General features: G+C 68.3%; 25 protein-coding genes. 18 read left to right on the top strand and 7 right to left on the bottom strand.

Annotated elements, in window-relative coordinates:
* Window positions 1–156 precede the first annotated feature (156 nt).
* Genes QFZ42_RS14055 through QFZ42_RS14035 form a run of 5 tightly spaced genes read left to right on the top strand, consistent with a single transcriptional unit; the run spans window position 157 to window position 5,623 of the window.
* The gene (locus QFZ42_RS14055) at window positions 157–2,217 is read left to right on the top strand and encodes a sigma-54-dependent Fis family transcriptional regulator (protein WP_307701540.1); all 2,061 of its coding nucleotides are present in this window, start codon (window positions 157–159) and stop codon (window positions 2,215–2,217) included.
* Window positions 2,218–2,236: 19 nt separating this feature from the next.
* Window positions 2,237–2,893 (top strand): flavoprotein, encoded by a 657-nt coding sequence (locus tag QFZ42_RS14050; protein WP_307701539.1) that lies wholly within the window; start codon window positions 2,237–2,239, stop codon window positions 2,891–2,893.
* The gene (locus QFZ42_RS14045) at window positions 2,872–4,347 is read left to right on the top strand and encodes a DUF6513 domain-containing protein (protein WP_307701538.1); all 1,476 of its coding nucleotides are present in this window, start codon (window positions 2,872–2,874) and stop codon (window positions 4,345–4,347) included. Before QFZ42_RS14050 ends, QFZ42_RS14045 begins: the two co-directional genes overlap by 22 nt.
* Window positions 4,344–4,925, top strand: a complete 582-nt coding sequence (locus QFZ42_RS14040; protein ID WP_307701537.1) for a DUF447 domain-containing protein — start codon at window positions 4,344–4,346, stop codon at window positions 4,923–4,925. The genes QFZ42_RS14045 and QFZ42_RS14040 overlap by 4 nt, the downstream gene beginning before the upstream one ends.
* Window positions 4,922–5,623, top strand: coding sequence for a (5-formylfuran-3-yl)methyl phosphate synthase (locus tag QFZ42_RS14035; RefSeq protein ID WP_307701536.1), 702 nt, complete (start codon window positions 4,922–4,924; stop codon window positions 5,621–5,623). Before QFZ42_RS14040 ends, QFZ42_RS14035 begins: the two co-directional genes overlap by 4 nt.
* Window positions 5,624–5,655: 32 nt before the next feature.
* Here QFZ42_RS14035 and QFZ42_RS14030 read toward each other — a convergent pair whose 3' ends face one another.
* Genes QFZ42_RS14030 through QFZ42_RS14020 form a run of 3 tightly spaced genes read right to left on the bottom strand, consistent with a single transcriptional unit; the run spans window position 5,656 to window position 8,325 of the window.
* Window positions 5,656–6,255, bottom strand: a complete 600-nt coding sequence (locus tag QFZ42_RS14030) for an amino acid kinase family protein (RefSeq protein ID WP_307701535.1) — start codon at window positions 6,253–6,255, stop codon at window positions 5,656–5,658.
* Window positions 6,255–7,352 (bottom strand): hydantoinase/oxoprolinase family protein, encoded by a 1,098-nt coding sequence (locus tag QFZ42_RS14025; protein WP_307701534.1) that lies wholly within the window; start codon window positions 7,350–7,352, stop codon window positions 6,255–6,257. The genes QFZ42_RS14030 and QFZ42_RS14025 overlap by 1 nt, the downstream gene beginning before the upstream one ends.
* The gene (locus QFZ42_RS14020; protein WP_307701533.1) at window positions 7,339–8,325 is read right to left on the bottom strand and encodes an ATP-grasp domain-containing protein; all 987 of its coding nucleotides are present in this window, start codon (window positions 8,323–8,325) and stop codon (window positions 7,339–7,341) included. Before QFZ42_RS14020 ends, QFZ42_RS14025 begins: the two co-directional genes overlap by 14 nt.
* 29 nt (window positions 8,326–8,354) lie before the next feature.
* Between QFZ42_RS14020 and QFZ42_RS14015 the strand changes: the two genes are divergently transcribed.
* The 8 genes from QFZ42_RS14015 to QFZ42_RS13980 all read left to right on the top strand — a co-directional run bounded on the left by QFZ42_RS14015 (window position 8,355) and on the right by QFZ42_RS13980 (window position 17,390).
* Window positions 8,355–9,095 (top strand): HisA/HisF-related TIM barrel protein, encoded by a 741-nt coding sequence (locus QFZ42_RS14015; protein ID WP_307701532.1) that lies wholly within the window; start codon window positions 8,355–8,357, stop codon window positions 9,093–9,095.
* Between the two features lie 252 nt (window positions 9,096–9,347).
* Window positions 9,348–10,589, top strand: a complete 1,242-nt coding sequence (locus tag QFZ42_RS14010) for a formylmethanofuran dehydrogenase (protein ID WP_307701531.1) — start codon at window positions 9,348–9,350, stop codon at window positions 10,587–10,589.
* Window positions 10,586–12,268 carry a formylmethanofuran dehydrogenase subunit A gene (locus tag QFZ42_RS14005; protein ID WP_307701530.1) on the top strand — a complete coding sequence of 561 codons (1,683 nt, stop codon included), beginning with the start codon at window positions 10,586–10,588 and terminating at the stop codon, window positions 12,266–12,268. Before QFZ42_RS14010 ends, QFZ42_RS14005 begins: the two co-directional genes overlap by 4 nt.
* A 13-nt stretch (window positions 12,269–12,281) precedes the next feature.
* Window positions 12,282–13,244, top strand: coding sequence for a formylmethanofuran--tetrahydromethanopterin N-formyltransferase (gene fhcD, locus QFZ42_RS14000; RefSeq protein WP_307701529.1), 963 nt, complete (start codon window positions 12,282–12,284; stop codon window positions 13,242–13,244).
* Window positions 13,245–13,358: 114 nt separating this feature from the next.
* Window positions 13,359–14,186 (top strand): formylmethanofuran dehydrogenase subunit C, encoded by an 828-nt coding sequence (locus QFZ42_RS13995; protein ID WP_307701528.1) that lies wholly within the window; start codon window positions 13,359–13,361, stop codon window positions 14,184–14,186.
* A 42-nt stretch (window positions 14,187–14,228) separates the two neighbouring features.
* On the top strand, window positions 14,229–14,762 hold the full coding sequence (gene fae / locus QFZ42_RS13990; RefSeq protein WP_307701527.1) for a formaldehyde-activating enzyme: 534 nt from the start codon (window positions 14,229–14,231) through the stop codon (window positions 14,760–14,762).
* A gap of 2 nt (window positions 14,763–14,764) precedes the next feature.
* Complete coding sequence (locus tag QFZ42_RS13985) at window positions 14,765–16,702, top strand: chorismate-binding protein (RefSeq protein WP_307701526.1); 1,938 nt, start codon at window positions 14,765–14,767, stop codon at window positions 16,700–16,702.
* A gap of 31 nt (window positions 16,703–16,733) precedes the next feature.
* Complete coding sequence (locus QFZ42_RS13980) at window positions 16,734–17,390, top strand: HAD family hydrolase (protein WP_307701525.1); 657 nt, start codon at window positions 16,734–16,736, stop codon at window positions 17,388–17,390.
* Window position 17,391: 1 nt separating this feature from the next.
* Here the strand turns inward: QFZ42_RS13980 and QFZ42_RS13975 are convergent, their stop codons facing one another.
* Genes QFZ42_RS13975 through QFZ42_RS13965 form a run of 3 tightly spaced genes read right to left on the bottom strand, consistent with a single transcriptional unit; the run spans window position 17,392 to window position 20,422 of the window.
* Window positions 17,392–18,039 carry a response regulator gene (locus QFZ42_RS13975; protein ID WP_307701524.1) on the bottom strand — a complete coding sequence of 216 codons (648 nt, stop codon included), beginning with the start codon at window positions 18,037–18,039 and terminating at the stop codon, window positions 17,392–17,394.
* Entirely contained in the window at window positions 18,036–19,415 is a 1,380-nt protein-coding gene (locus tag QFZ42_RS13970) for a histidine kinase (RefSeq protein WP_307701523.1), read from the bottom strand. Before QFZ42_RS13970 ends, QFZ42_RS13975 begins: the two co-directional genes overlap by 4 nt.
* The gene (locus QFZ42_RS13965; RefSeq protein ID WP_307701522.1) at window positions 19,412–20,422 is read right to left on the bottom strand and encodes an alpha/beta fold hydrolase; all 1,011 of its coding nucleotides are present in this window, start codon (window positions 20,420–20,422) and stop codon (window positions 19,412–19,414) included. Before QFZ42_RS13965 ends, QFZ42_RS13970 begins: the two co-directional genes overlap by 4 nt.
* 161 nt (window positions 20,423–20,583) lie before the next feature.
* On the opposite strand from QFZ42_RS13965, the gene pqqA reads away from it, so the two are divergent.
* From pqqA to pqqE, 5 genes are all read left to right on the top strand, one after another.
* Window positions 20,584–20,658, top strand: coding sequence for a pyrroloquinoline quinone precursor peptide PqqA (pqqA, locus tag QFZ42_RS13960; RefSeq protein ID WP_010100094.1), 75 nt, complete (start codon window positions 20,584–20,586; stop codon window positions 20,656–20,658).
* Between the two features lie 72 nt (window positions 20,659–20,730).
* Window positions 20,731–21,651 carry a pyrroloquinoline quinone biosynthesis protein PqqB gene (gene pqqB, locus QFZ42_RS13955; protein WP_307701521.1) on the top strand — a complete coding sequence of 307 codons (921 nt, stop codon included), beginning with the start codon at window positions 20,731–20,733 and terminating at the stop codon, window positions 21,649–21,651.
* 23 nt (window positions 21,652–21,674) lie between these two features.
* A complete protein-coding gene (gene pqqC / locus QFZ42_RS13950) occupies window positions 21,675–22,445 on the top strand; it encodes a pyrroloquinoline-quinone synthase PqqC (protein WP_307701520.1) in 771 nt (256 codons plus the stop codon).
* Entirely contained in the window at window positions 22,442–22,735 is a 294-nt protein-coding gene (gene pqqD, locus QFZ42_RS13945; protein WP_307701519.1) for a pyrroloquinoline quinone biosynthesis peptide chaperone PqqD, read from the top strand. The genes pqqC and pqqD overlap by 4 nt, the downstream gene beginning before the upstream one ends.
* The gene (pqqE, locus tag QFZ42_RS13940) at window positions 22,732–23,883 is read left to right on the top strand and encodes a pyrroloquinoline quinone biosynthesis protein PqqE (protein WP_307701518.1); all 1,152 of its coding nucleotides are present in this window, start codon (window positions 22,732–22,734) and stop codon (window positions 23,881–23,883) included. The genes pqqD and pqqE overlap by 4 nt, the downstream gene beginning before the upstream one ends.
* On the opposite strand, the gene QFZ42_RS13935 is transcribed toward pqqE, so the two are convergent.
* Complete coding sequence (locus QFZ42_RS13935) at window positions 23,867–24,826, bottom strand: MxaL protein (protein ID WP_307701517.1); 960 nt, start codon at window positions 24,824–24,826, stop codon at window positions 23,867–23,869. The two genes, pqqE and QFZ42_RS13935, sit on opposite strands and share 17 nt — an antisense overlap.
* Between the last annotated feature and the right edge of the window lie 8 nt (window positions 24,827–24,834).

Here is a 24,834-nt window from a genome sequence, read left to right as displayed (position 1 = left end):
ACTCCAGCTGGATTCATCAACGCAAAATGCAGGCCAGAGAGCGGATCCAGCTCCGGCGCTTGTCACTGCTTGGTGTTTCACCGGGTGTGCAGCGTGTCGGCAAGTACAACAATGGACCGACCAAGGAGACACGATGCAAAGCGCTGGAGACATCCAATGACATTGACGCTGCGACAAGGCGACAGGCATGCCGACCGAGTGCTCGACGTGGTGAGGCGGGGCTTTCACGAAGAGGGCAACGACCTGGTCACGCGCTCGTGGAGCCGTTGCCTGAACCAGTACCAGCTCGATCCGGGCCGTCCGCGCGAGCCGGTGGTCATTGCGTCGTCGGCCTTGCAAAGCCGGCGCAACCAGCATGCCGACGTCATTGAATGCGCACGCTACGAGATGACCACGCTCTACCAGCAGCTCGCCGATGCCGAGTCGGCCGTGGTGCTGACCGATACCGACGGTGTCATCGTGCACATGGTGTCCTCGCCCGAGTTCGCCGCCGAAGTGGAGCCCATGGGCCTGCGCGCCGGCGGCATGTGGGGCGAGGCCGAGGCCGGCACCAACGGCATGGGCACCTGCCTCGCGGCCGCGCACCCGATCTCGGTGCGTCGCGAAGAGCACTTTTTCAGCCACTTCACGCAGCTCACCTGCTCGGCGGTGCCGGTGTTCGATCCGTCCGGCGAGATCATCGCGGTGCTCGACGTGACCAGCCGCTCCAGCCTCATGCAGCAGCACGTGCTGGTGCTGCTCGGCATGACGGCGCGCATGATCGAGAACCGTCTCATCGACAAGCGCTTTTCGAATGCGCATCCGCTGCACTTCCACAGCCGGCCCGAGTTCGTCTACACGCTGCATGAAGGCAAGCTTGCGGTCGGCGACGACGGGCGCATTCTCGCGGCCAACCGCAGCGCCTTGTTCCAGCTCGGCCTGCAGTCGATGGACGAGATACGCACGCAACGCATCGACGATCTGTTCCAGACCTCGCTCGAAGACATCGTGCAGCGCAGCCTTTCTTCTTCGTTCCATCCGGTGGTGGCCTACCGCGCCAACGCGGCGCTGCGATTCTTCGCGGTGGCGCGGCGGCCGGCATCCGATGCGGCCACGCCGTCGCGCGCACGTGCAGCGGGCGCAGGTGGCGCAGGGGCTGCTCCCATCGTGGCCGAGACGGGCATCGACGCTTTCCGTGCGCCGCTGCGGCCTGTTGCCGCTGCGCGCCCAGCGCCCGGCATTCGCACGTTCAAGGATGCGCGGCTCGTCGCCCATCTGGACACCGCGCGTCGTGTGGTCGCGCGCCGGACCCCGGTGCTGCTGTGCGGCGAAACGGGTTCGGGCAAGGAGGTGTTCGCACGTGCCATCCACGAGACCAGCCCGCATGCACAAGGTGCCTTCGTCGCGGTCAATTGCGCGAGCCTGCCCGAGACGCTGATCGAGTCCGAACTCTTCGGCTACAAGGCCGGCGCCTTCACCGGCGCACAGCGCAGCGGCCGTCGCGGCAAGATCCTGCAGGCCGACGGAGGCACGCTGTTCCTCGACGAAATCGCCGACATGCCGCTGGAGCTGCAGGCCCGCCTGCTGCGCGTGCTCGACGAGCGCCAGGTCACGCCGCTGGGTACCGAAGAAACCCACCCGGTCGATTTTCAGCTCGTGAGCGCAAGCCATCAGCATCTGCCGAGCCTGGTGCGCGAAGGCCGCTTCCGTGAAGACCTCTACTACCGTCTCGCCGGCATCGAACTCGACCTGCCCGCCTTGCGCGACCGCACCGACAAGCGCGAGCTGATCCATGATGTGCTGAAGGACGAGGGCGGCAGCGACTGCCGCCTCGGCGAAGACGCCGAGCGCGTGCTCATGGGCTATCCGTGGCCCGGCAACCTGCGGCAACTGCGCCACGTGCTGCGCAGTGCCGCCGCGCTGGCCGACGGCAAGACCATCACGCGGGAGCACCTGCCTTCGCTGGCCGCAAGGCCGGTGCCTTCTCCCGCGCCGACCTATGCGGCATTGCCTGCACTGTCCGAACCGGCGGATGCCTCGGCCGACGCAGCACCTTCCGATGCGGCACCGGCCGTCAAACTCAATCCGATCCAGGCCAACGAGCGGCAGGTACTGTTGCAGATGCTCGAGCAGCATCGCTGGAACGTGAGCAACGTCGCCAAGGCGCTCGATGTCAGCCGCAACACCTTGTACCGAAAACTCCACAAGCTTCACATCGAGATCTCTCCACCCGATTGAGCCCGCGGACCCTCTGGACATGACGAACGAAGGGGCATCGGGGACGGGCCACAAGATCGATCCACGCGGCGCGGGCCTCGCCATCGAAGACGGCGAACCGCCGCTCCCGGCATCGCCGCCTCGTTCGCGGCTGGCCTGGTGCATCACGGGTTCCGGCCACTTCCTCGAAGAATCGCTCGCGCTCGCGGCGCGGCTGCCGTCGGTGGACCTGTTCCTCTCGGCTGCCGCCGAGGAGGTGCTGCCGATCTACAAGCTGCACATCGAGGCGCTGAAGTCGCGCTTTCGCGTCTTTCGCGACAAGACGGCCAGCGGCGTGCCGGTGGGCATGCTCTACGACGACATCTATCACACGGTGGTGGTGGCTCCGGCCACCAGCAACACGGTGGCCAAGTGCGCGTTCGGTATCAGCGACAGCTTGCCGACCAACATGTTTGCCCAGGCCGGCAAGCTCGGCATTCCTGGCATCGTGTTTGCATGCGACACAGAGCCGGTGGTGGTGACCAAGTCGCCGCACGACTGGGTGACGCTGCGGCCGCGGCGCATCGAACTGGACAACGTGGAGCGGCTGCGCGGCATCGATTTTTGCCAGGTGGTCTCGTCCCCGGCCGAACTCGAAGCCGTGCTCGCCGCACGCATGAAGGAACTCTCTCTCGCATGGAACACATCGTCTTCCTGACCGGGCGCCTCGCCCAAGCCAGCCTCTCGCGGGTGCTGGCCGGCATCGAGGCGGCGCCGTTCACATGGGAAGTACGGGAGATCGGGTTGCAGGTGGCGGCGCTGATGACGGCCGACATGATCCGCCGCCGCGTCGCGGCACCGGTAATGACCGAAGCTGAAGGCGAGGGCGCCGTGCCGCGGCGCGCCGACCGCATCATGGTGCCGGGCCGCTGCCGGGGCGATGTCGAGGCCTTGAGCCTTCACTTCGGCGTGCCGGTGGAGCGCGGCCCGCAAGAGCTGAAAGACCTGCCGCGCCACTTCAACCGCAGCGCGCACGCGGTAGACCTGAACGACTACGAGGTCGCGATCTTTGCCGAGATCGTCGATGCGCCGCGCCTCTCGGTCGCGCAGATCATCGAGCGCGCCGGGCAGCTCGCGGCCGACGGCGCCAACGTCATCGACCTGGGCTGCCTGCCCGAGACGCGCTTCGAGCACCTGGCTGAAAGCGTGCAGGCACTGAAGGCCGCGGGCTTTCAGGTGAGCGTCGATTCGAGCGACCCGAAGGAACTGCTGCTCGGCGGCAAGGCCGGCGCCGACTACCTGCTGAGCCTGACGCTCGACAGCCTGTGGATCGCCGACGAGGTGGCCGCCACGCCGGTGCTGATACCGCGCGTTCCGGCCGACGAAGAATCGCTGTACGAAGCAGTGCTGCAAATGCAGCGCCGCGGCCGCGCCTTCCTGGCCGATTCGATCCTTGACCCGATACCTTTCGGCTTGACCGCCTCCATCGTGCGCTACCACCGGCTGCGCGAGCGCTTTCCCGATGCGCCGATCATGCTGGGCGTCGGCAACGTCACCGAGCTTACCGAGGCCGACACCAGCGGCATCAACGCGGTGCTGTTCGGCATTGCCGCCGAGCTGAACGTGGCGGCGGTGCTGACCACGCAGGTCAGCCAGCACGCGCGCCGCGCGGTGAGCGAGGCCGACTGGGCGCGCCGCATCATGCATGCCGCGGCCCGCAACGCCACGCTGCCCAAGGGCATGAGCGATGCGCTGATGACGGTGCATGCCAAGCATCCGTTTCCCGACACGCCCGAAGAAATCGGCGAGATCGCCTCCCAGGTGCGCGACCCGAATTTCCGCGTGCAGATATCGCCGCTCGGGCTGCACGTGTACAACCGCGACGGATTGCGGCTGGGGCAGGGCGCCTTCGAACTCTGGCCGCAGCTCAAGCTGCAGGACGATGCCGACCACGCGTTCTACATGGGCGTGGAGCTCGCGCGCGCCGAAATCGCCTGGCAGCTCGGCAAGCGCTACGTGCAAGACCAGCCGCTCGACTGGGGGTGCGCCGCGCCGCGGCCGACCGAAGACCTTGCGCGCTGGTGCGCGCCGGGAACGACCATGAAGACTTCCAGGAACCAGAGCGCGGCCGAGCCGGGCGTCGTAGACGCCGCCGCACCGTCACCCTCATGAACGACCAGATCTTCGAAGCCGTGGTGACCACGGTGGCCCCTGGCGGCAAGCCACACGTGGCCCCGATGGGCATTCGCTACCAGGATGGCGGCATTCTGCTGATGCCGTTCAAGCCCTCGACGACGCACGACAACATCGTGGCCACCGGTCATGCGGTGCTCAACATCGTCTGCGACACCCGCGTGTTCGCGGGCTGCGTGACCGGACGCAAGGCTTGGCCCACGCTGCCCGCCGAACGCATCGAAGGTGTGCGGCTTGCCGCGGCATTGCGCCACATCGAGCTCGAACTCGCCGAGCAGCGCGACGACGTGCAGCGGCCGGTGCTCCGAATGGTGCCGGTGCACGAGGCGACCCATGCGCCCTTCGTCGGCTTCAACCGCGCGCAGGCCGCGGTGATCGAAGGCGCCGTGCTGGTCAGCCGCCTGCACATGCTGCCCCCCGAGAAAGTGGAAACCGAAATGACCTATCTGCAGATTGCGATCGACAAGACCGCCGGCCCCGAGGAACACGAAGCCTGGGAGTGGCTGCGTGCCGCCGTCGCACAGCATCGCGCCGGCACACCGGAGCGCGCATCATGACGCGCATGCTGGTGAGCGTGCGCAGCGTGGACGAAGCCTTGCTTGCGGCAAGCGGTGGGGCCGACTTCATCGACCTGAAGGAGCCCGGCGAGGGCGCGCTCGGCGGTCTGCCGGTGGCAACGGTCCGCGCCATCGTGGAGGCACTGCGTGCGCACGGCATCGGCCTTCCCGTGAGCGCAACCATCGGCGACCTGCCGATGCGTGCGTTGGACCGCATCCTGGCGCAGGTGGAAGCAGTCGGTGCCTGCGGTGTCGACTACGTGAAGGTCGGCATCGAGCGAGGCGCCGAAGCCTTCGCGGTGCTCGACGCGCTGGCGATTTGCGGCTGGCCCGTGGTGCCGGTCTTCATCGCCGACCGCGGGCTCGATGCCGCGCTGGTCGCACATGCCTGCGCACTGGAATTTCCGGCGTTGATGGCGGACACTGCCGACAAGCAGGCCGGCAGCCTGTTCGATGCGGTGCCGATCGCGGACCTGCGCGCCTTTCTGGCTCAGGTGCGCGCCTCGCATCGGCTGGCCGGCCTCGCGGGTGCGCTGCGCACAAAACACGTTCCGCTGCTGCAGTCGCTGGCACCTGATTTCGCGGGCTTTCGCAGTGCTGTTTGCGTGGCAGACCGCAAGACGGCGCTCTGCCCGCAGCGGCTTGCGGCACTGGCCGCGCTGCTGCACGGCGAGGTCGTCGAGTCCGTGCCGGCTTGAACATTTTCTGCGTGCGCGGCGGGCAGGCCGGGTCAGCGCGGCACGAAGGTGGCTTCGCCCAGCAACAGCGCACGCATGATCGCCAGCTGGTTCTTGTGAAGCAGGGTGATCGGAAACGCCGCGTCGCCAGACTGTTCGGCAAACTGCTGGTCGACCACGCCGGTATCACCCAGTTCGGCCAGCGTCATTTGCGGATCGATGACGCACGACTTGACCAGCACCAGCTGCTCGGCATTGAGATGCTTCGCGAGATCGAGCGCAATGGTGTCGGAAGTGGCGTTCCAGCCGGTGCGCTCGTCGGGTTGCTCGCGCCGCAGTTCGAGCGGCACCCAGAGGGCAGTCTTTCCCTGGCGCAGCAGATCGGGGATGTCGGTCTTGCGCGCGGCCAGCTGCAGCGCAGGATTCAGTCCATGCAGCTGGTAGGCCGTTTGCGCCATGGCCAGCACCGCCATGTTGTGCGCGGCCAGGTCGTTGAACTGCCAGTGCGCCTGTACACGCCGCACTTCATCCGCAAAGGTGCCGCCGCCGCAGACCACCGTCACGCGGCCGCCGCCGATCTGCGTCAGCAAATCGAGCCACTGCGGCAGCAGCGGGTCGGCACAAAGGCTGCCGCCAATCTTGACGACCCACATCAGTCGTGCTCCCTTTCGAACAGCGCCGCCACCGCGACGCTGGGTGCGCATACCTGCGCCCAGGTGCCGGTGCCCGCGGCCGCTTGGCGGGCCACCTTCGCGACGTCGCGGCCATAGGCGGCAAAGCGGCGCGGCGCGGAGCCAGCGGTTTCGGCCGCGGCAACGGCCGCCAGGCTGGGCACCAGGAAGGCGCCGCAGCCCGCGCTCACAATTACCGCTTCACGCGAGAGCCCATGCGCGCCGAGCACGCGGCGCAACTGCGATCCCACGGCTTCGACCTGGGCCGCGCGCCAGGCGTGCGCCAGCTCCAGCCATTCTTCAGCGGAGGCATCGCGCTCGTCCAGCCCGACCATGCGCGCGAGCCGCTGGCGCGTGGCCGGCAGGCTCTTGGCTGCGTTGTCGGCGCTCGGGTACAGGTCGTGCGCCGGGTCGAGTTCGCCGCAAAGCCGGTAGACGTCGGCCGTGGTGGCGAAGAATTCGTTCATCACATGGCGAGCGTGGCCGCGCCATTCGATGCGCTGCGTCAGCGCACACACCGGCGTGCGCACCACGCCGTGGTAGGCGAGCTCGCCGCTCACCAGTCGTTCGGCGTCGGTGCGGCTGGTGGTCAGCACGCGCTCGTTGCCGAAGGCGATCAGGTCGGTGGTGGTGCTGCCGATGTCGACCAGCATGCCCTCCGGAAACACCAGTGCGGCGTGGCGAGCCGTCGCAAGCCAGTTGGCCGAGGCGATGTGTTCCCAGTGCCGGGCCACGTCTTCGGCGGAGCACCATCCGGCATCGCCGGCAAAGAAGTGCAGGGCACCCGATGGCGCAGGAAGCGACGCCGCCAGCGCGGCGGCAATGCCTCGCACGCCGGCTTCGCGATCGGGGAACAGGTCGACCATTTCGCCCGTCATGGTCACGGCATGCTGTGCTGCGGCGAGCGCCGGCCAGCGCGCCTGCGCGGCTTGCAATGCACGCGCCAGGTGATCCAGGCCCTGCCAGAGCGGGCAACCCCACTGCGCCACATCGGCCACCTCGCCGCCTTGCAGCAGGCAGGCCTTGACATGTGCACCGCCGATGTCCCACCCGATGGTGGCGCGTTCAGGCGTTGGCACGTGCAAGTTCCCGCTCGCGGACTTCGCCGTGAAGCCGGTCCGCCAACAGTTCGGCCGCCAGGTTGCGGCCCAGCGCCGCCGAGAGCCCGACATAGGCGCAGGTGACGCGCGGGTTGACCTCGATCACCACCGGCCCGTGCTGCGGATGCCAGACCAGGTCGATGCCGGCGAAGCCGCGCAGGCCCGGGATGGCGCGTGCCACTTGCATGGCCAGCGCGGCCAAGGAGCGCCGGCGCGGATCGCCCTGGCCCACGGCGTCGACGCTCACACCGTCGAAGGACAGTCTCCCGTGCGTGTCGATCGAGATGCACTGGCGATTGATGCTCAGCATTTCGGCATTCTGCGCCGAGCACAGCAACGACAGGCTCAGTGCTTCGCCTTCGATCCAGGGCTCGAGCGTCAGGGGCGCGCCGCCTTGCGCGCGCAGGGCCTGGTCTTCGAGCGCGTCCGCATGGCGCGTGTGCACGTGCGTGGCCACGCCGCCGGCGCCATCGTCGGGCTTGACCACCCAGCGCTTGATCTCGGATGCATCGGCGAAGGCCAAAGGCGTTTGCACGCCATGCGAAGCCAGGTGCGCGAGCGTGGCCTTCTTGCCCGCGGTCAGTTCGATGGCCTCGGCGCTGCAACCCAGCCAGCGCGCATTGCCCACCGTGCGCTGGAAGCGGGCCAGGAGGCCGTCCGTCTCGGGGGCCACCAGCCAGACCAGGTCGTGCAGCGCGCTCTGCCGCGCCACGAAGTCGAAGGCCGATTCGTTGGCCCGCGGGCGCAGCGGCATCGCCCGGGCGGGCAGGGTGTTCCCCTGTTCGCAGGTTGCCGCCGAAACCGAACAATCGGCAGCGCGCATCAGGTCTGCCACCATCGCGTCGCGCATGGACGTTCCGAGCGGCAGCAACTCATCGGCCGCCGCGTCATCGCCATAGTCGCTCCAGCCGCCGCCGCTGAGATACTCGTAAACAAAAACGCGTGTCGTCATTTCATCATCCACCTTCCGGGCGCTTTCCCATGACTTCCGAATTGAACCTGATCCCCGTTGTCGACCTGCTGCAGGGGCAGGTGGTCAGGGCCGTGCGCGGCGACCGCAAGGCGTACCGGCCGATCGTCTCGGCGCTGTGCGCCAGCAGCGATCCGGTCACGGTGGCGCGCATCCTCTGCGACCACTGCGCGGCGCGGCAGCTGTATGTGGCCGACCTCGACGCCCTGCAGGGCGGGGCGGTGCAGATCGGCGTGCTGACCGATCTGCTGAAGGTCTTGCCTGAAATCGAACTCTGGCTGGACGTGGGCCTGGCGGACGCCGCGGCGGGCGAGGCGCTGCGCACGCAGCTGGCGCCTTTCGCCTCGCGCATCGTGCTCGTGTTCGGCAGCGAATCCCTGCGTTCGCGCGAGGCGCTCGAACGCTGCTTCGAAAATGCGGCGGACGGGACCGCCGGCGTGGCTGAACCCGCTGCCGCGCTGTCGCTGGACCGGCGCGACGGACGTCGCCTGGACAACGCCGGCTGCTGGGACGCCGTGGATCTGTGGCCCGAGCGGCTGATCGTGATGACGCTCGAGCGCGTCGGCTCCGGCGCCGGCCCCGACCTGGAGACCCTGCAGGAAGTGCGGCGCCTGGCACCGAAGGCCACGGTCATTGGCGCCGGCGGAATCCGCAGCGAGGAAGACCTGGCGCTTGCTGCCGCGGCCGGCGCCGATGCCTGGCTGGTCGCCAGCGCGCTGCACGACCTGCACCTGCCACGGGTGCGCCGCTGATCCGGCGGATCGGGTGCGGCGAGGGTGGGTGTGGCATGCCATCAACCCGCCGCACACACGAACCGTGCCATCCCGCGCGGAGCCTGCATGCACTGCCGGGAGCCGCAACCGGCACGCATTGACCGTCAAAACCGCAACACTATGTCTCACAACGTGTGTGCCATGCGGCCGTCTGCCAGCCGAATTCCCCCCGCGTCCGAGGCGCGCGAGCCAGATCGGTGAATGGCACATGCCTTGCGTGGTTGCCCACCCATGAGCGAATTCGACCCCGCCGCGCAGCCCGCCGATCCTCCGTGGACCTGTCCGTTCTGTCCCCTGTTGTGCGACACCTTCGGCGTCGACCTCGGACCGCCCGGCACACCGCTGAAGCTGGTCGGCAGCGACTGCCCGCGCGCGCGCACCGCACTGGCTGCCTTCGACGGCTCCCCGCCCACCGCGCAGCCGCAGGTCGACGGCCGCGACTGCGATCTCGACACCGCGCTTGCCGCCGCCGCATCCCTGCTCGCGGCCAGCCGACAACCCTTGTTCGGCGGGCTCGGCACCGACGTCGCGGGTGCCCGGGCCTTGTATGCGCTGGCCTGCGAAACCGGCGCCATTTGCGACCCCGCGCAAGGGCAGGCGATGATGCATGGCTTGCGCGCCCTGCAAGACCGCGGCGGCTTCACCACCACGCTGGCGGAAGTGAGAACGCGGGCCGAGCTGATCGTTTGCATGACTGCAGATCCCACCGCACGCTATCCGGAATTCTTCCGCCGCTGCGGCATCGGGGAACGCGATGACGTGCACGCCGAAATGCTGCCCATGCACGGCGACCTGTTCGACACCGTGGCCCTGCTCGCGGCCATCGTCGCGGGCCGCATTCCGCCCGGCGACGATCGCGTGCCGGCCGGCCTGGCGGCACTGTCGATGCGCTTGCGGGCATCGCGCTATTCGGTGCTGGTGTACGAGCCCGGCCGCCTGCCGGCACAGGGCGCGTTGATCATCGAGGCCATTCAGCGCATCGTTGCCACGCTCAACCGGAGCACGCGCGCGGCCTCGCTGTCGCTGGGCGGCGGCGACGGTGCCGCCACCGTGAACCAGGTGTTCGCATGGCTCTCGGGCCTGCCGCTGCGTTCGCGCGCCGGACCCCTGGGCCTGGAACACGAGCCGCTGTGTTTCGACGCCGGGCGCCTGCTCGCCGATGGCGCGGTCGACACGCTGCTGTGGGTGTCGAGCTACGGCTCCGAGCCCGCGCCGCCCCAGGCCGGCATGCCGCGCATCGTCCTCGGCCATCCGGGCTTGCGGCCGCGCAACGGGGCGGCGAGTGCGCACCAGCAGGTGTTCATTCCCGTGGCCACACCCGGCATCGGCACCGACGGCCATCTGTTCCGTACCGACGGCTCGGTGCTGCTTCCGCTGCGCGCGCTGTACGAAGACGGGTTGCCGAATGTCGGAGATGTGCTCCGGCGCCTGACCCAGTCCGTCAAGTCGCTGAAGCAGGGGCGCGTGCAATGACCACGCTTCGCTTGCGCGGCGGCCGCGTCATCGACCCCACGAACGGCTGCGACGAGGTGCGCGACCTGTACCTGCGCGACGGCCGCATGGTGGACCTCGCGCCGAACGAGGTCGCGACCGAGGAGATCGACCTCGGTGGCTGCATCGTGATGGCCGGCGGCATCGACATGCACACCCACATCGGCGGCGGCAAAGTCAATCTTGCGCGCATGCTCATGCCCGAAGACCACCGCGCCAACGCGAACCCCCTTGCGCTGCCCGACAACGTGCTCGAGCTCGCGTCGTGCGGCACCTGCACGCCCGGAACGCTGGCCACCGGCTACCGCTACGTCGAGATGGGCTACACGGCGGCCTTCGAGCCGGCCATGATGGCCTGCAACGCGCGCCACACGCACATGGAGATGGGCGACACGCCCATCCTCGACCACGGCGCGTACGTGATGCTCGGCAACGACGAACTGTTTCTGCGCATGCTGGCCGAGCGCTGGGATTTCGAACGCATCCGAGACTATGCAGGCTGGACCATCAACGCCAGCAAAGCGATGGGCGTGAAGGTGGTGAACCCCGGCGGCATCTCGGCCTTCAAGTTCAACCAGCGCAAGCTCGACGTCGACGAGAACCACGTGCACTGGCAGGTCACGCCGCGGCAGGTGGTGCACACGCTGGCGCGCGCACTGCGCGAACTCGGCGTGCCGCATCCGCTGCACATCCACGGCAGCAACCTGGGGGTGGCGGGCAACATCCAGTCGACGCTCGACACCATCGCCGCACTGGACGGCTTGCCCGGCCACCTCACGCACATCCAGTTCCATGCCTACGGCACCGAGGGACCGAAGAAGTTCTCTTCCGCGGCGCTGCAGTTGGCGGAGGTAGTGAACGCGAACAAGAACGTCAGCATCGACGTGGGCCAGATCATGTTCGGCCAGACCGTCACGGCCTCGGGCGACACCATGCGGCAGCACGCGCAATCGGGCCTGGCCGATCCGCGCAAGTGGATCGGCGCCGACATCGAGTGCGAAGCCGGCTGCGGCGTGGTGCCGTTCCGCTACCGCGAGCAAAGCTATGTGAATGCGCTCCAGTGGGTGATCGGGCTGGAGATCTTTCTGCTGGTCGACGATCCGTGGCGCGTGGTGCTGACCACCGACCATCCCAACGGCGGCCCGTTCACGAGCTATCCGCACCTGATCCGCCTGTTGATGGACCGCAGCTTTCGCGCGGAGCAACTGGCCAAGCTGCACCCCGAAGTGGCGGACCAGGCGGCGCTGCGCTCGATCACGCGCGAACTGACGCTCTACGAGATCGCGATCATGACCCGCGCCGGCCCTGCGCGCCTGCTGGGGTTGCGCGACCGCGGCCACCTGGGCGCGGGCGCCGCGGCCGACATCGCGGTGTACCGCGAGAACGCCGACCGCGAGGCGATGTTCGCAACGCCCGAGTATGTGTTCAAGGACGGCGCACTGGTCTCGCGCGCCGGGCGCGTCACGGCGGCGCCGGTGGGCGGCACGCACTTCGTCGCGCCGGACTACGACCGGGGCATCGAGCAGCGGCTGCGCCGGCATCTCGCGGCGCAGGGTTCGGTCAATTTCGACCACATCGCGATCGGCCACGACGAGCTGTGCCAATGCTGCAACGGCGGGCGCCTGCTGCCCGCCGCGTGTTTCCAGGAGACGTCGTCATGAAGGCGGGTGCGGCATGACGGCGGCGCCGCCCCTGCAACGCAACGGCGTCGTCGTCGACGAAACCTTTGCAGAGGCCTTTCCGATGAAGGCCACGCGCATCGTCATTACGGCGCACACCCTCGAATGGGCGCGCCATGCGGCGGTGTCCGCCACGGGCTTCGCGACCTCGGTCATCGCCTGCGGTTGCGAGGCCGGCATCGAGCGCGAGCTGAGCCCGAGCGAGACGCCCGATGGCCGGCCGGGCGTGAGCGTGCTGATGTTCTCCATGTCGGGCAAGGAGCTTGGCAAGCAGCTCGAGCGCCGCGTGGGCCAGTGCGTGCTGACCTGCCCGACCACGGCGGTGTTCGCCGGCCTGCCGCGCCATGCCGGCAGCGACGTGGCCGCGCTCGGCAAGAACCTGCGCTTCTTCGGCGACGGCTGGCAGATTTCGAAGGTGATCGACGGCGTGCGCTACTGGCGCGTGCCGGTGATGGACGGCGAATTCGTCGCACAGGAAGATACGCCCGTGGTCAAGGCGGTCGGCGGCGGCAACCTGCTGCTGCTGGCGCGCGACACCGATGGCGCATTGGCTGCCTCCGAGGCTGCCGTGGCGGCGATGAAGCGGCTGCCCAACGTGGTCATGCCGTTTCCAGGCGGCGTGGTGCGCTCGGGCTCGAAGGTCGGCAGCCGCTACGCGAACCTGAATGCCTCGACCAACGACGCCTTCTGCCCCAGCCTCGTGGGCCTCGTGGCCCACAGCGAACTGGCAGGCCGTGGTGCTGCATCCACCGAGGAGATCGGCTGCGTGATGGAAATCGTGATCGACGGCCTGACCGAAGCCGACGTGGCCGCCGCCATGCGCGTCGGCATGGAGGCCGCCATCGCCATCGGGCCGGCCGGCGGGCTGCTGCGCATCTCCGCCGGCAACTACGGCGGCAAGCTGGGCCCCTTCCATTTCCACTTGCACAAGCTGCTTGGCGCGGGAGATTCGCCATGAGCCGCCGGGCCGCTCCCAAGGCGAATACCGCAGCGCGCAGCGCGGAGGTTGCGTTATGAGCCGCCGGGCCGCTCCCAAGGCGAATACCGCAGCGCGCAGCGCGGAGGTTGCGTTATGAGCGGATGGCATTTCAGGCTGCGGCAGATGCCCGCATTGCGCGTCGATCTGCGCGGCATCGTGCCGGTTGCGCTTGCACAACTGTCGGCTGCGCAGGTCGGGCAGCTGCCCGTGGGACACGGCAACGAGATGCTGGCGCTGGCCGAGCTGTTCGACATCACGCCGGGCGAGGAGGGCGTGCTGCATTTCGAGGGCAACCTAGAGCGCTTCGACCGCATCGGCTGGCAGATGGACGGTGGCCGCATTCGCGTCGACGGCCATGCGGGCCACTATGCGGGCGGCTGCATGCGCGGCGGCGAGCTGCGCATCGAAGGCCGTGCCGGCTTGCTGGCCGCCTGCGAAATGGCGGGCGGCATGCTCACGGTGGCGGGCGACGTTGGCGATTTCGCCGCGAGTACCCTGCCCGGCAGCATGGACGGCATGCGCGGCGGCACCTTCGTCGTTCACGGCAACGCGGGCGAGCGCTTCGGCGACCGCATGCGCCGCGGCACCGCGCTGGTTCATGGCGGCACGGGCGCGTTCCTGGGTTCGCGCATGGTGGCGGGTACGATCGCCGTGGGCGGGCATGTCGGCGCGCATGCGGGCTATGGCATGCGCCGCGGCAGCATCGTCTTCGCCGAGGCGGGAGCGGCCCTGCCGGAAGGCCTCCGGACGGCGCTGACCTTCGTGCCCAACCGCGCCGCGACTCCGGTGTTCTGGGCGCTGCTGGCACGCGACCTCGCGCGCCACGGCGGACTTTTCAGCGGCTTGCCCGCACGCCGCATCGAACGCCACCTGGGCGATCTCTCGGCCGACGGCAAAGGCGAGCTTCTCATCTGCCTTTGAGACTCGCCCCAAGGCTTTTCAAACCCTCCGGATACTCTCCATATGACGCACCCTTATCTTTTCCATGCAGGCGAAGCCACCGTTCTTGCCAGGGAGGGCCAGTTCACCGACGCCATGCCAGAGATCCTGATCGGCGCGACAGACGGGCCCGTGGGCCAGGCCTTCGCCAATATGATGGCGCAGAGCAAGGGCCATACCGCGATGTTCGCGATCCGTGCGTGCAACCAGCTCGTGCGGCCGGCCACGATCATGGTGCCCAAGGTCACGCTGAAGGATGTGGGCAACATCGACCTGTTCGGCGGCGTGGTGCAGAGCGCAACGGCCGACGCGGTGGTCGATTGCCTGATCGAAGGCATCATCCCCAGGGAACACGCCAACTCGCTGTGCATCATCAGCCTGGTGTGGATCGATCCGCGCTGCGCCAAAGACCAGGACCTCGACAAGAAAGACATGTACCGTACCAACTACGAAGCCACCAAGCTGGCCATCCGGCGCGCGCTGAACAACGAGCCCTCGGTCGACGAGCTGATTGCCAACCGCCATCGCATCAAGCACGACATGGACGACTGGAGCTGACCTTGCCATCTTTCGCGCTTCTCGACGACTGCGGCTCGACGCCGGAGCGGCCCACGAGCCGGCTGCATACCGGGTTCGTCCGCGAGCACCGCTGCACCGATGCGGCCGGCCTCGCCGACATGTGGGCGCGGGTCGATGCCGATTTGCGCCAGGGCCTGCATGCGGTGCTGCTGGCCGACTACGAATGGGGCGCCAAGCTGTTGCATGCGGGGCAGGCACGGCTCGCGCCGAACGACGCTTCGGCACTGCGCGTGTTGATGTTCCGCGACTGCGCCAGGCTCTCGGCCGGCGAGGCCGGCACCTGGCTGGAAAAGCTCGAACGGCGCGAGGCCGGCGAAGCGCATGAAGCCGGCATCTCGCAGCCCGCCGGCGTGATGGACCTGCAGCCCAGCATCGACGAACCCGCCTTCACCGAGGCCATCGCGCGCATTCACGAAGCCATCGCCGCGGGCGAGACCTACCAGGTCAACTTCACGTACCGGCTGCATGGACGAAGCTATGGTTCGCCCGTTGCTTTGTACCGCCGGCTGCGCGAGCGGCAGCCGGTGGCCTATGGCGCGCTGATCGCGCTGCCGGAAAGCACCGGCACGGCCGGCGAGAACGACCCGGCGGAGGAAACCACCCACGTGCTCTCCTGCTCGCCCGAACTCTTCCTGCGGAACGACGCCGGCGTGCTCACCGCGCGCCCCATGAAAGGCACCGCGGCGCGCGTCGATGCGCCCGAAGGCGACAGCGAAATGGCGCGCCTGCTCTCGGTCGACACCAAGAACCGGGCCGAGAACGTGATGATCGTCGACCTGTTGCGCAACGACATCGGCCGCGTGGCCGAGGTCGGTTCTGTCAAGGTGCCGACGCTCTTCGCCATCGAGCCCTACGCCACCGTGTTCCAGATGACCTCGACCGTGCAGGCGACGCTGCGGGCAGGCGTCGGCATGCCCGAGCTGCTGCGCGCGGTGTTTCCCTGCGGCTCCATCACCGGTGCGCCCAAGCATCGCACCATGGAATGGATCGCCGAACTCGAGAGCACGTCGCGCGGCCTTTACTGCGGCGCCATCGGCTGGGTCGATGCGCCGGCGCAAGGCGAGGCCATCGGCGACTTCTGCCTCTCGGTGGCCATTCGCACGCTCACGCTGGGCGCGGAATGCGAGGGCTTGCGGCCGCTGCGCCTGGGCATCGGCGCTGGCATCGTGCAAGACAGCGTCGCGGCCGACGAGTTCGAGGAGTGCCTGCTCAAGGCGCGCTTTCTCACCGCCCTCGATCCCGGTTTCGAGCTCTTCGAAACCATGCTGGTCACACCGCGCGAAGGCATCCGCTACCTGGACCGGCACCTGGGCCGGCTGGCGGGCAGCGCGCGTGCGCTGGGCTTCAGGTTCAGCCGCGATGCCGCAATGGAGGCGCTGCAAGAAGCATTGCCCGCACTGTCGCCCAGCCAGCCGTCGCGGCTGCGCCTGGCGCTTGCGCACGACGGGCGCATCGGCATCACGCACTCCCCGTTGCCGCCGTTGCCTCCGGGCGCGGTCAAGCTCGTTGTTGCGGACCAGCGCTTGCCCAATGCCAATCCGCTGGCCGCCTTCAAGACCACCGTGCGCCAGCACTACGATGCTGGCGTGCGCGCCGCGGAACGCGCCGGCGCCTTCGACAGCCTGTTCTTCACGGAGGACGGCCGGCTTGTCGAAGGCGGGCGCAGCACGCTCTTTGCACGCATCGACGGTCGCTGGTGGACACCGCCCGTTTCCGACGGTGCGCTGCCCGGCGTGATGCGCGGCGTGCTGATCGAAGACTCCATCTGGGAAGCCGCGGAGCGCAGCCTGTCTCTGCAAGACCTGCAAGCGGCACAGAAGCTCGTGGTGTGCAACGCGTTGCGCGGCGTGCTGCCGGCGCAGTTGCTCACTGAGTCTCAGCTGCGGCCGCAAGAGGCTTCGGCTGCTGCTGCTGCTTGATGCCGATGCGCAGTTCGCTGTCGGTCCCGCAATGAAGCTGGCGCTGTTCGATCTCGATCACACGCTGATTCCGTTCGACAGCGGCATGGCCTGGACGCGCTTCCTGGTGGCGCGCGGCGTGCTCCCGGCGGATGCCGAAACGGTCTACCTCGGCTATTGCCAGCAGTACTTGGACGGCACGCTCGACATCCGCGAGCTGCATCGCGTCAGCGTTGCGCCGCTGGCGAGCTTCGGGATGCTCAGGCTCCGGCAGTGGGCCGCGGAGTTCGAGGCCGAGATGGCGCCGCGGGTGCCCGAGGCGATGCGCGCGCTGGTGCGAAAGCACCAGGCCGCGGGCCACCTCTGCGCCATCGTGACCGCGACCACCCGCTTCATCGCCGAGCCCTTCGGCCGGGTGTTCGGCGTGGCCGACGTGCTGGCCACGCGCTCGCTGGTGATCGACGACACGCTCGACGGCGGCATCGATGGCGACCCGTGCTTCGGGGTTCACAAGCTGGCGCATGTGAACCAGTGGTTGGCGCTGCATGGCACGCGGCTCGATGCGCTCGAGCAGTCGTGGTTCTATTCCGATTCGGCGAGCGACTTGCCGTTGCTGGAGGCGGTATCGGACCCTGTGGCAGTGGCCCCGGATGAACGCCTGCGCGCGCGGGCGTTGCAATCCGGCTGGCCGATTCTCGAGCGCAGCTGAGCTACACCTGGATCAACCCCCACCGCAGCGCCACCCACGTCAGCTCGGCCTGGTTCGTGGCGCCGAGCTTCTGCTTCACGCGGTAAAGGTGCGAACCGACCGTGCTGAGCGAAAGGTTCAGCGTGCTCGCAATCTGCGCTACCGTCATGCCGCGCGCGAGTTGGATGAAGACCGAGAACTCGCGCTCGCTGAGCAGGTCGGCCGGGTTGGCTTCGCCCTCGATCTGCGCCGTCGCGAGCGCCTGCGCAGTGTTGGCGTCGATGTAGCGCTCGCCCCGCGCCACCGCCTTCACGGCGGCAATCAGCGCGTCGGGCGCGCTGCGCTTGGCCAGGTAGCCGAGTGCGCCGGCCCGCAGCACGCGGCGCGGATGAATGGTGTCTTCATGTGCCGACAACGCCAGCACGCGCGCTTTGGGGTCGTGGGCCAGCAGGCGCCGCAGGGCTTCGAGGCCGCCCATGCCGGGCATCGAAAGGTCCATCACCACCAGGTCGGGCCGCACCTGCGGATAGTCCTGGCAGGCCTGTTCGCCGGTGTCGGCTTCGGCCGCCACTTCGATCTGCGCGTCGGCCAGCAGCATGCGAAAGCCCATGCGCACCAGCGCGTGGTCGTCCACCAGCATCACTCGAATCGGCTGAGTCGCCTGGGTCATGTGTTCTCCGCGGCGGCTGCCGGCAAAGGCAGCCGCACCGTCAATTGGGCACCGCTGGGCGCGGCGGGTTCAAGGCGCAACTCGCCGCCCAGGCTGTCGATGCGCTCCGCGAGCCACCGCAGGCCATAGTGCCCGGTGCTGGTTTCCCTTGCAGCGGCAGGGCCGGGAAGGCCGTGCCCATCGTCCGTCAGCGTGAGCTTCACCGTTTGTTGGTCGCCCTGCAATGCAAGCACGATACGGCGCGCCTCGCCGTGCCGCAGGGCGTTGGTGATGCCTTCCTGCGCGGCGCGGTACAGCACCAGCGCGGTGTCGGTGTCGAGCCGGAGCCGGTCGAGCTCGATGTCCAGATGCCAGTCGATCTGCACCTCGCCATGGCTGTTGCGGGTTCGCTCCACCAGGTCTTCGAGTGCGGCCACCAGCCCGAACTTGTCGAGCACCAGCGGCGTCAGGCGCGGGATCATGCCGTGCATGGCCGTGTAGAGGCGGCCAGATTCCTCGGCGATCAGCCGCGCCGCCTGCTCGGCCTGCGGGTCGAGCGCCTGCACGCGCTGCGCGATCGACAAGGCCATGCTGCGCATCGCGGTGACCGACTGCCCCAGTTCGTCGTGCAGCTCGCGCGCGATGAGGCGGCGCTCCTGCTCGATCTTCTGGTCGACCCAGCGGCCGAGCTCGCGGCTTTCCGACAGGCGACCTTCGGCCCGCACGGCGCGGCGCTCGGTCTCGATGTGCTGCTGCAGCATGCCGACCATGCGGTTGAAGGCCGCGCCGATGGCTGCGGCCTCGGTGCCGGGCAGGGCGCGAAGCGCCACGTCGAAGCGGCCGCTCTCGAGTTGGTTCAGTGCATCGACGATGTCCGCGAACGGGCGCGTCGCGCGGCCCACGAGCCAGAACACGCCCGCGTTGACGACCGCCAGCAAGCCCAGCGCGCTGAGCATCAGCAGCACGAAATCGTCCCATGCGTCGAGCACGGCGCGCGAAGCGTTGGAAACCACCGCGAGCCGGCCGCCCGGAAAGGCAATGGACAACTGCGAGGGCGGCGGCGAAACCACGCCGGCGAACCAGTCCGGCGCATCGCGCCCGGCCTTGTAGACCGAAGTGGGCGAGCTGTACAGCACGCGGTCGTCGCTGTCGAGCAGCGTGATGTCGTTGGAGCGCACGCGCCCCACGCCTTGCAGAAACGACAGCATGGCCGGCGTGCCCTGCGCCGCATAGAGCCAGGCGGTGCGGTTCAGCAGCTGCGCCGCCACGCGATTGGCCGCCACGACTTCTTCATGCACCGATTCGCGCATGGCGCGCACCTGCAGCGCGAGCATGGCCGCAACGAACAGCAGCGTGAGCAGGCTGACGATCAGGTTGATCTTCAGGCGCAGCGTCACGGCGCAGTCCCGCTTCCGAAGTGGCCATGCTGCGCACAGTTGTCGAGCGCTGCGACCATCGCCGATGCCATCGCTGGATGCGAAGGGTCGTGGCCCGCGCCGTCGACCCACTGCAACTGGCTGTGTGCGATGCGCTCGTGCACCGCCTGCGCGCCTTCGGGCCGGCAGACCCGGTCGTCGCGCGAATGGAGCAGCAGGGTGGGCACCTTGGGGAGCGCGTCGAGCCGATCGAGCAGCGGGGGCGTGTCGAGCCAACAGCGGTGCAGCAGGTAATGGCTCTGCACCCGGTAGCGGTCGACCAGCGCGTCGAGCGTCTCGCGATCGGGTTCGGCTGCACGCTCGTCGTCCGATGCCGGGGAGGCGCCGCCGGCGAGCGTTCTTTCCCAATGCCACCACGCGAGAGCGAGCCGCCGGGGAAGGTCCGCATCGCCGCCGCGCGCCGGTGGCTGGAGGCCGCGGGCGAGAAAGCTCAGCAAGTCGTGGCGTTGATCGGTCGGTGCCACGGAGGCGAACCGCTCCCAGGCGGCGGTGGCGCGGCCGGCTGTGTCCTGGAAGAAGCCTTCGATGTCTTCGGCGCGCGGCAGGAACACCGCTCGCAGCAGCAGGGCCGCCACCGCTTGCGGCTCTGCCGCCGCATGGGCGAGCGCCAGCGTGGCGCCCCATGAGCCGCCGACCACGAGCCAGCGCGGCACTTCGAGCCGCTCGCGCACAAGGCGTAAATCCTCGAGCAGATTTTCTGTGCGGTTATGCACCGTCGCACCGCGCGGGCGGCTCCGGCCGGCACCGCGCTGGTCGATGCAGATCACGCGATACCGCGCAGGGTCGAAGAAGCGGCGCAGCAGCGGCGATGTGCCCGAGCCCGGTCCGCCGTGCAGCACCACGGCGCAGAGGCCCGCCGGATCACCACTTTCTTCTACATGCAGCACATGGCCGTGCGGCACCTCCCATGCGTGGGTGCGCCAAGGCGGAGTTTCAGGGTACAGGCCGGTAGAAAGCACGAGGGCCATGGTACGCGGTGGCCTCACTGCCGCTATTCATGAAAATCATGAAGCACCATTCATGATTTCACGGCTAGGTTGCGGCGATGCATCGGTTCAATATGCGTTCTGGAGCGCTCGAAGTTCCCGCAGCCGCCACGTGGCGCTGTGCAACTTTTTCAGGAGACACTATGAAATGGGAAACCCCGACGGCAACTGATCTTCGCTTCGGCTTCGAGATCACGATGTACGTCAGCGCACGCTGATTGCGCGCTTCTTCACAACCCGCCCCGGCATGCCCGGGGTGGGTTGTTTCGAACCCCTTTCTTCCTCATTCGATGCGCATCACCGTTCTGGGCTCGGCTGCCGGCGGCGGCTTTCCGCAATGGAACTGCAACTGCCCCAATTGCGCCGGTGTGCGCGCGGGCACGGTGCGCGCCAAGCCGCGCACGCAGTCTTCGATCTTCGTTCAGCCCGACGACAGCGCCGATGGCGTGCTGTTCAACGCATCGCCTGACATCCTCGAGCAGATTCGCAACAGCCCGGTGCTGCAGCCGGCACGTGCACTGCGCGACACCGCCATTGCCGGCGTGGTGCTGATCGACGGACAGGTCGACCATGCCACGGGACTTTTCATGCTGCGCGAGCGCGGCACGCCGCTGCCGCTGTGGTGCACCGACCCGGTCGCCGAAGACCTGAGTCAGGGTAATCCCGTGCTGCGCGTGCTCTCGCACTATTGCGGCGTGGCCCGCCACCCGATCGCGCTCGACGGCAATGCCTTCGAAGTGCCGGGCGTGCCCGACCTGAGTTTTCGCGCGCTCGCGCTCACCGGCAAGGCTGCGCCGTATTCCCCGCACCGCGAGCAGCAGGTGGCTGGCGACAACATCGGTGTGACCATGTTCGACCGCAAGAGCGGCAAGAGCCTGTTCTATGCGCCGGGCCTGGGCGCCATCACGCCGCCGGTGTTCGACGCCATGGCAAGCGCCGATGCCGTCATGGTCGATGGCACCTTCTGGACCGACGACGAGATGGTCCGCCTCGGTGTCAGCGGCAAACGCGCGCGCGAGATCGGTCACCTGCCACAGTCGGGCGAGGGGGGCATGATCGAATGGCTGGCGCGGCTGCCCGCGGCCACCCGCCGCATGCTGATTCACATCAACAACACCAACCCCATCCTCGACGAAGACTCCGATGAGCACGTGCTGCTGCGGCGCGCGCGCATCGAGCCGTGCGAGGACGGGATGACGATTCAACTCTGAAGCAAAGCGCCGGGCCCACCACCATGCACGCCGACAGAATCCAGGACCCGTTCCGCCCGGCCACCGGGAGCGAGCAAGCTGCGCCGGCGTGGGGCCGTGAAGAGTTCGAAGCCAAGCTGCGCGAGCGCGGCCGCAGCTATCACATCCATCATCCGTTCAACGTCATGCTCAACAGCGGCCGTGCCACGCCCGAGCAGATTCGCGGCTGGGTGGCCAACCGCTTCTACTACCAGATCGCGATCCCCATCAAGGACGGCGCGGTGATCTCGAACTGCCCCGATCCCGAGGTGCGGCGCGGCTGGGTGCAGCGCATTCTCGACCACGACGGTTTCGAACTTGGCGGCATCAAGGACGAAGGCGGCATCGAAGCCTGGCTGCGCCTGGCCGAAGCCGTGGGACTTTCGCGCGAAGAGGTGCTCGACCTGCGCCACGTGGTGCCGGCGATGCGTTTTGCGGTCGATGCCTATGTGAACTTCGCGCGCCGCGCGCCGTGGCAAGAGGCGGTGTGCTCGTCGCTCACCGAGCTCTTCGCGCCCGAAATCCACAAGCAGCGCCTGGCCACCTGGCCCGAGCACTACGCGTGGATCGAGCCGGGCGGCCTGAGCTACTTTCGCAACCGCGTGAGTCAGGCGCGGCGCGACGTGGAGCAGGGCCTGGCCATCACGCTCGGGCACTTCGACACCCGCGCGCTGCAGGAGCGCGCGCTGGAGGTGCTGCAGTTCAAGCTCGACATCCTCTGGGCCATGAACGACGCCATGGCAACGCGCTACGGCGTGACGGAGGCAACGGCATGACCGAGGCCAAGACCATGCTTGCCGCCGAAAGCAAACCCCGCGTCGGCCCCGGCTTTCGCCTGCAATGGGAGCCGGCGCAAGACTGCCATGTGCTGCTGTACCCCGAGGGCATGGTGCGGCTGAACGGCAGCGCGGGCGAGATCATGAAGCGCTGCGACGGCGAGCGCAGCGTCGCGCAGATCGTGGCCGACCTGGAACAAGCCTTCGACACCACCGGGCTCGAACCCGAGGTGCGCGGCTTCGTCGAAATGGCGGCGCAGCAGAACTGGCTGCGCTGGGACCCTGCATGACAAATGCGGCACCCCGCCCCGGACCGCCGCTCTGGCTGCTGGCCGAGCTGACCTACCGCTGTCCGCTGCATTGCGTGTTCTGCTTCAACCCGGTCGACTTCGCCCGGCAAGAGGACGAGCTCGGCACCGACGACTGGCTGCGGGTGCTGCGCGAAGGCCGCGAACTCGGCGCGGTGCAGTGCGGCTTGTCGGGCGGCGAGCCGCTGCTGCGCGACGACCTCGATATCATCATTGCCGAGGCCGCGCGCCTGGGCTACTACACCAACCTGCTGACCTCGGGCGTCGGCCTCACGGCGCAGCGCGCCGCCGCGCTCAAGGCTGCGGGCCTGGACCACGTGCAGCTGTCGTTCCAGGATTCCACGCGCGAGATGAACGACTTTCTCTCGCACACCAAGACCTTCGAACTGAAGAACCGGGTCGCGAAGATCATCAAGGACCAGGGCTGGCCGATGGTGCTGAACGTGGTGATCCACCGCATGAACATCGACCACATCGACCGCATCATCGAGATGGCGCACGAGATGGGCGCCGAGTACCTCGAGCTTGCCAACACGCAGTACTACTCGTGGGCCTTCGTGAACCGCGACCAGTTGCTGCCCACGCACGAGCAGCTGCGCCATGCCGAGGAGGTGACCGATGCCTGGCGCAAGCGGCTCGGCGAGCGCATGCGCATCTTCTTCGTGGCGCCCGACTACCACGAGGGCAAGGCCAAGAAATGCGTCAACGGCTGGGGCAGCATGTTCCTTACCGTGGCGCCCGACGGCACCGCGCTGCCGTGCCACACCGCCAAGATGCTGCCGGGCCTCGAGTTTCCGAACGTGAAGGCGCACAGCGTGCGCGACATCTGGTTCGACTCGGAAGGCTTCAACCGCTACCGCGGAACCGGCTGGATGAAGGAGCCCTGCGCGAGCTGCGACCAGCGCGAGCAAGACCTGGGCGGCTGCCGCTGCCAGGCCTACCTGCTGGCGCAGGATGCGGCCGCGGCCGATCCGGTGTGCGCGAAGAGCCCGGACCACCACCGCGTGGTCGAGGCGGTGGAGCGTGCGGCTGCGCGAGACCCCGCGGCGCCGGTCGAGCATCCGCTGGTGTTTCGCGATCCGGCCAGTTCGCGCCGGCTTTCCGCCGCGCTGGTCACGCCGGACGCGTGAGGCCGCGCGGCTGAAAGCGTTCGGCCGCTTTCTTCTCCCGCGCCATCGGCCGCCGTTCGCGCAGCCAGCCGAAATCCGGCGCAAACCGCCATGCCAGCAGCAGCAACGCGAGCAGCGCGGGAATCCACCGCAGGTCGGTATCGGTCGGCACCTGCTGCGCATAGCGGCGATCGAGCATGGCGCTCATCAGCGCATCCGGTTGGGTCAGGCGCCGGTAGTTCACACCCACCAGTTCGGCGAGCGAGCGCAAATGGTCTTGCCGCAGCTCCGAAAGATGCTCGTGATTCAGCGTGCCGCCCATGGCCGAGCCTTGCACCACCTCGTCGGCCCGCCAGTAGCCCGCGGGCTCGCCGCTGCTGCCGGTCTTGGGAATGGGCACCGGCACATCGCCGCCCACGCCGACGAGCCAGCCCTTCACGTCGCCGGGCTTGATGTCCGTCATCGGCGGGGTCTCGTTGATGCGCAGCGGCGGCGACTCCTGGCCGTCGCTGATGAAGACGAAACTCGTATCCGGCCCGATGCTGCGCGCACCGCGCACCGCCCAGGTCACGCCCTTGCTGACGTTGCTGGCATTGGCCCAGCGCATGCGCCCGTCGATGCGTTCGAGCGAGGCCAGCAGTTCTTCATAGTGGCTGCAGACCTCGACCGGCGTGAGGATCACCACCGAGCGGTAGTCCGCAAAAACGCTCCAACCCACCTTCGAGCCGCAGGGCAGCGCACCCAGCACGTCGCGCATGGCCGCACGCGCGAGCGCGAGCCGGCTCGCCGCCGCGTGGTTGAGCTCCACATCTTCGACGTTCATGCTCTGCGTGATGTCGAAGCTCACCTGCCAGTTGAACACCGGGCGCTGCAGCTGCAAGCGCGGCGGCCAGACGGCCAGCGCCAGCAGCAGCAGGGCGAGCAGCAGCGGCCCGTTGCCGGTGCTGCCGCCGAAGCGCCGCAAAGCTGACA

The sequence above is a fragment of the Variovorax paradoxus genome, from assembly GCF_030815855.1.
In the GTDB taxonomy this organism is placed as follows: Bacteria; Pseudomonadota; Gammaproteobacteria; order Burkholderiales; family Burkholderiaceae_C; genus Variovorax; species Variovorax paradoxus_M.
Note: the sequence above shows the minus strand (reverse complement) of the source record. Positions and strands in the feature narration are given on the sequence as shown.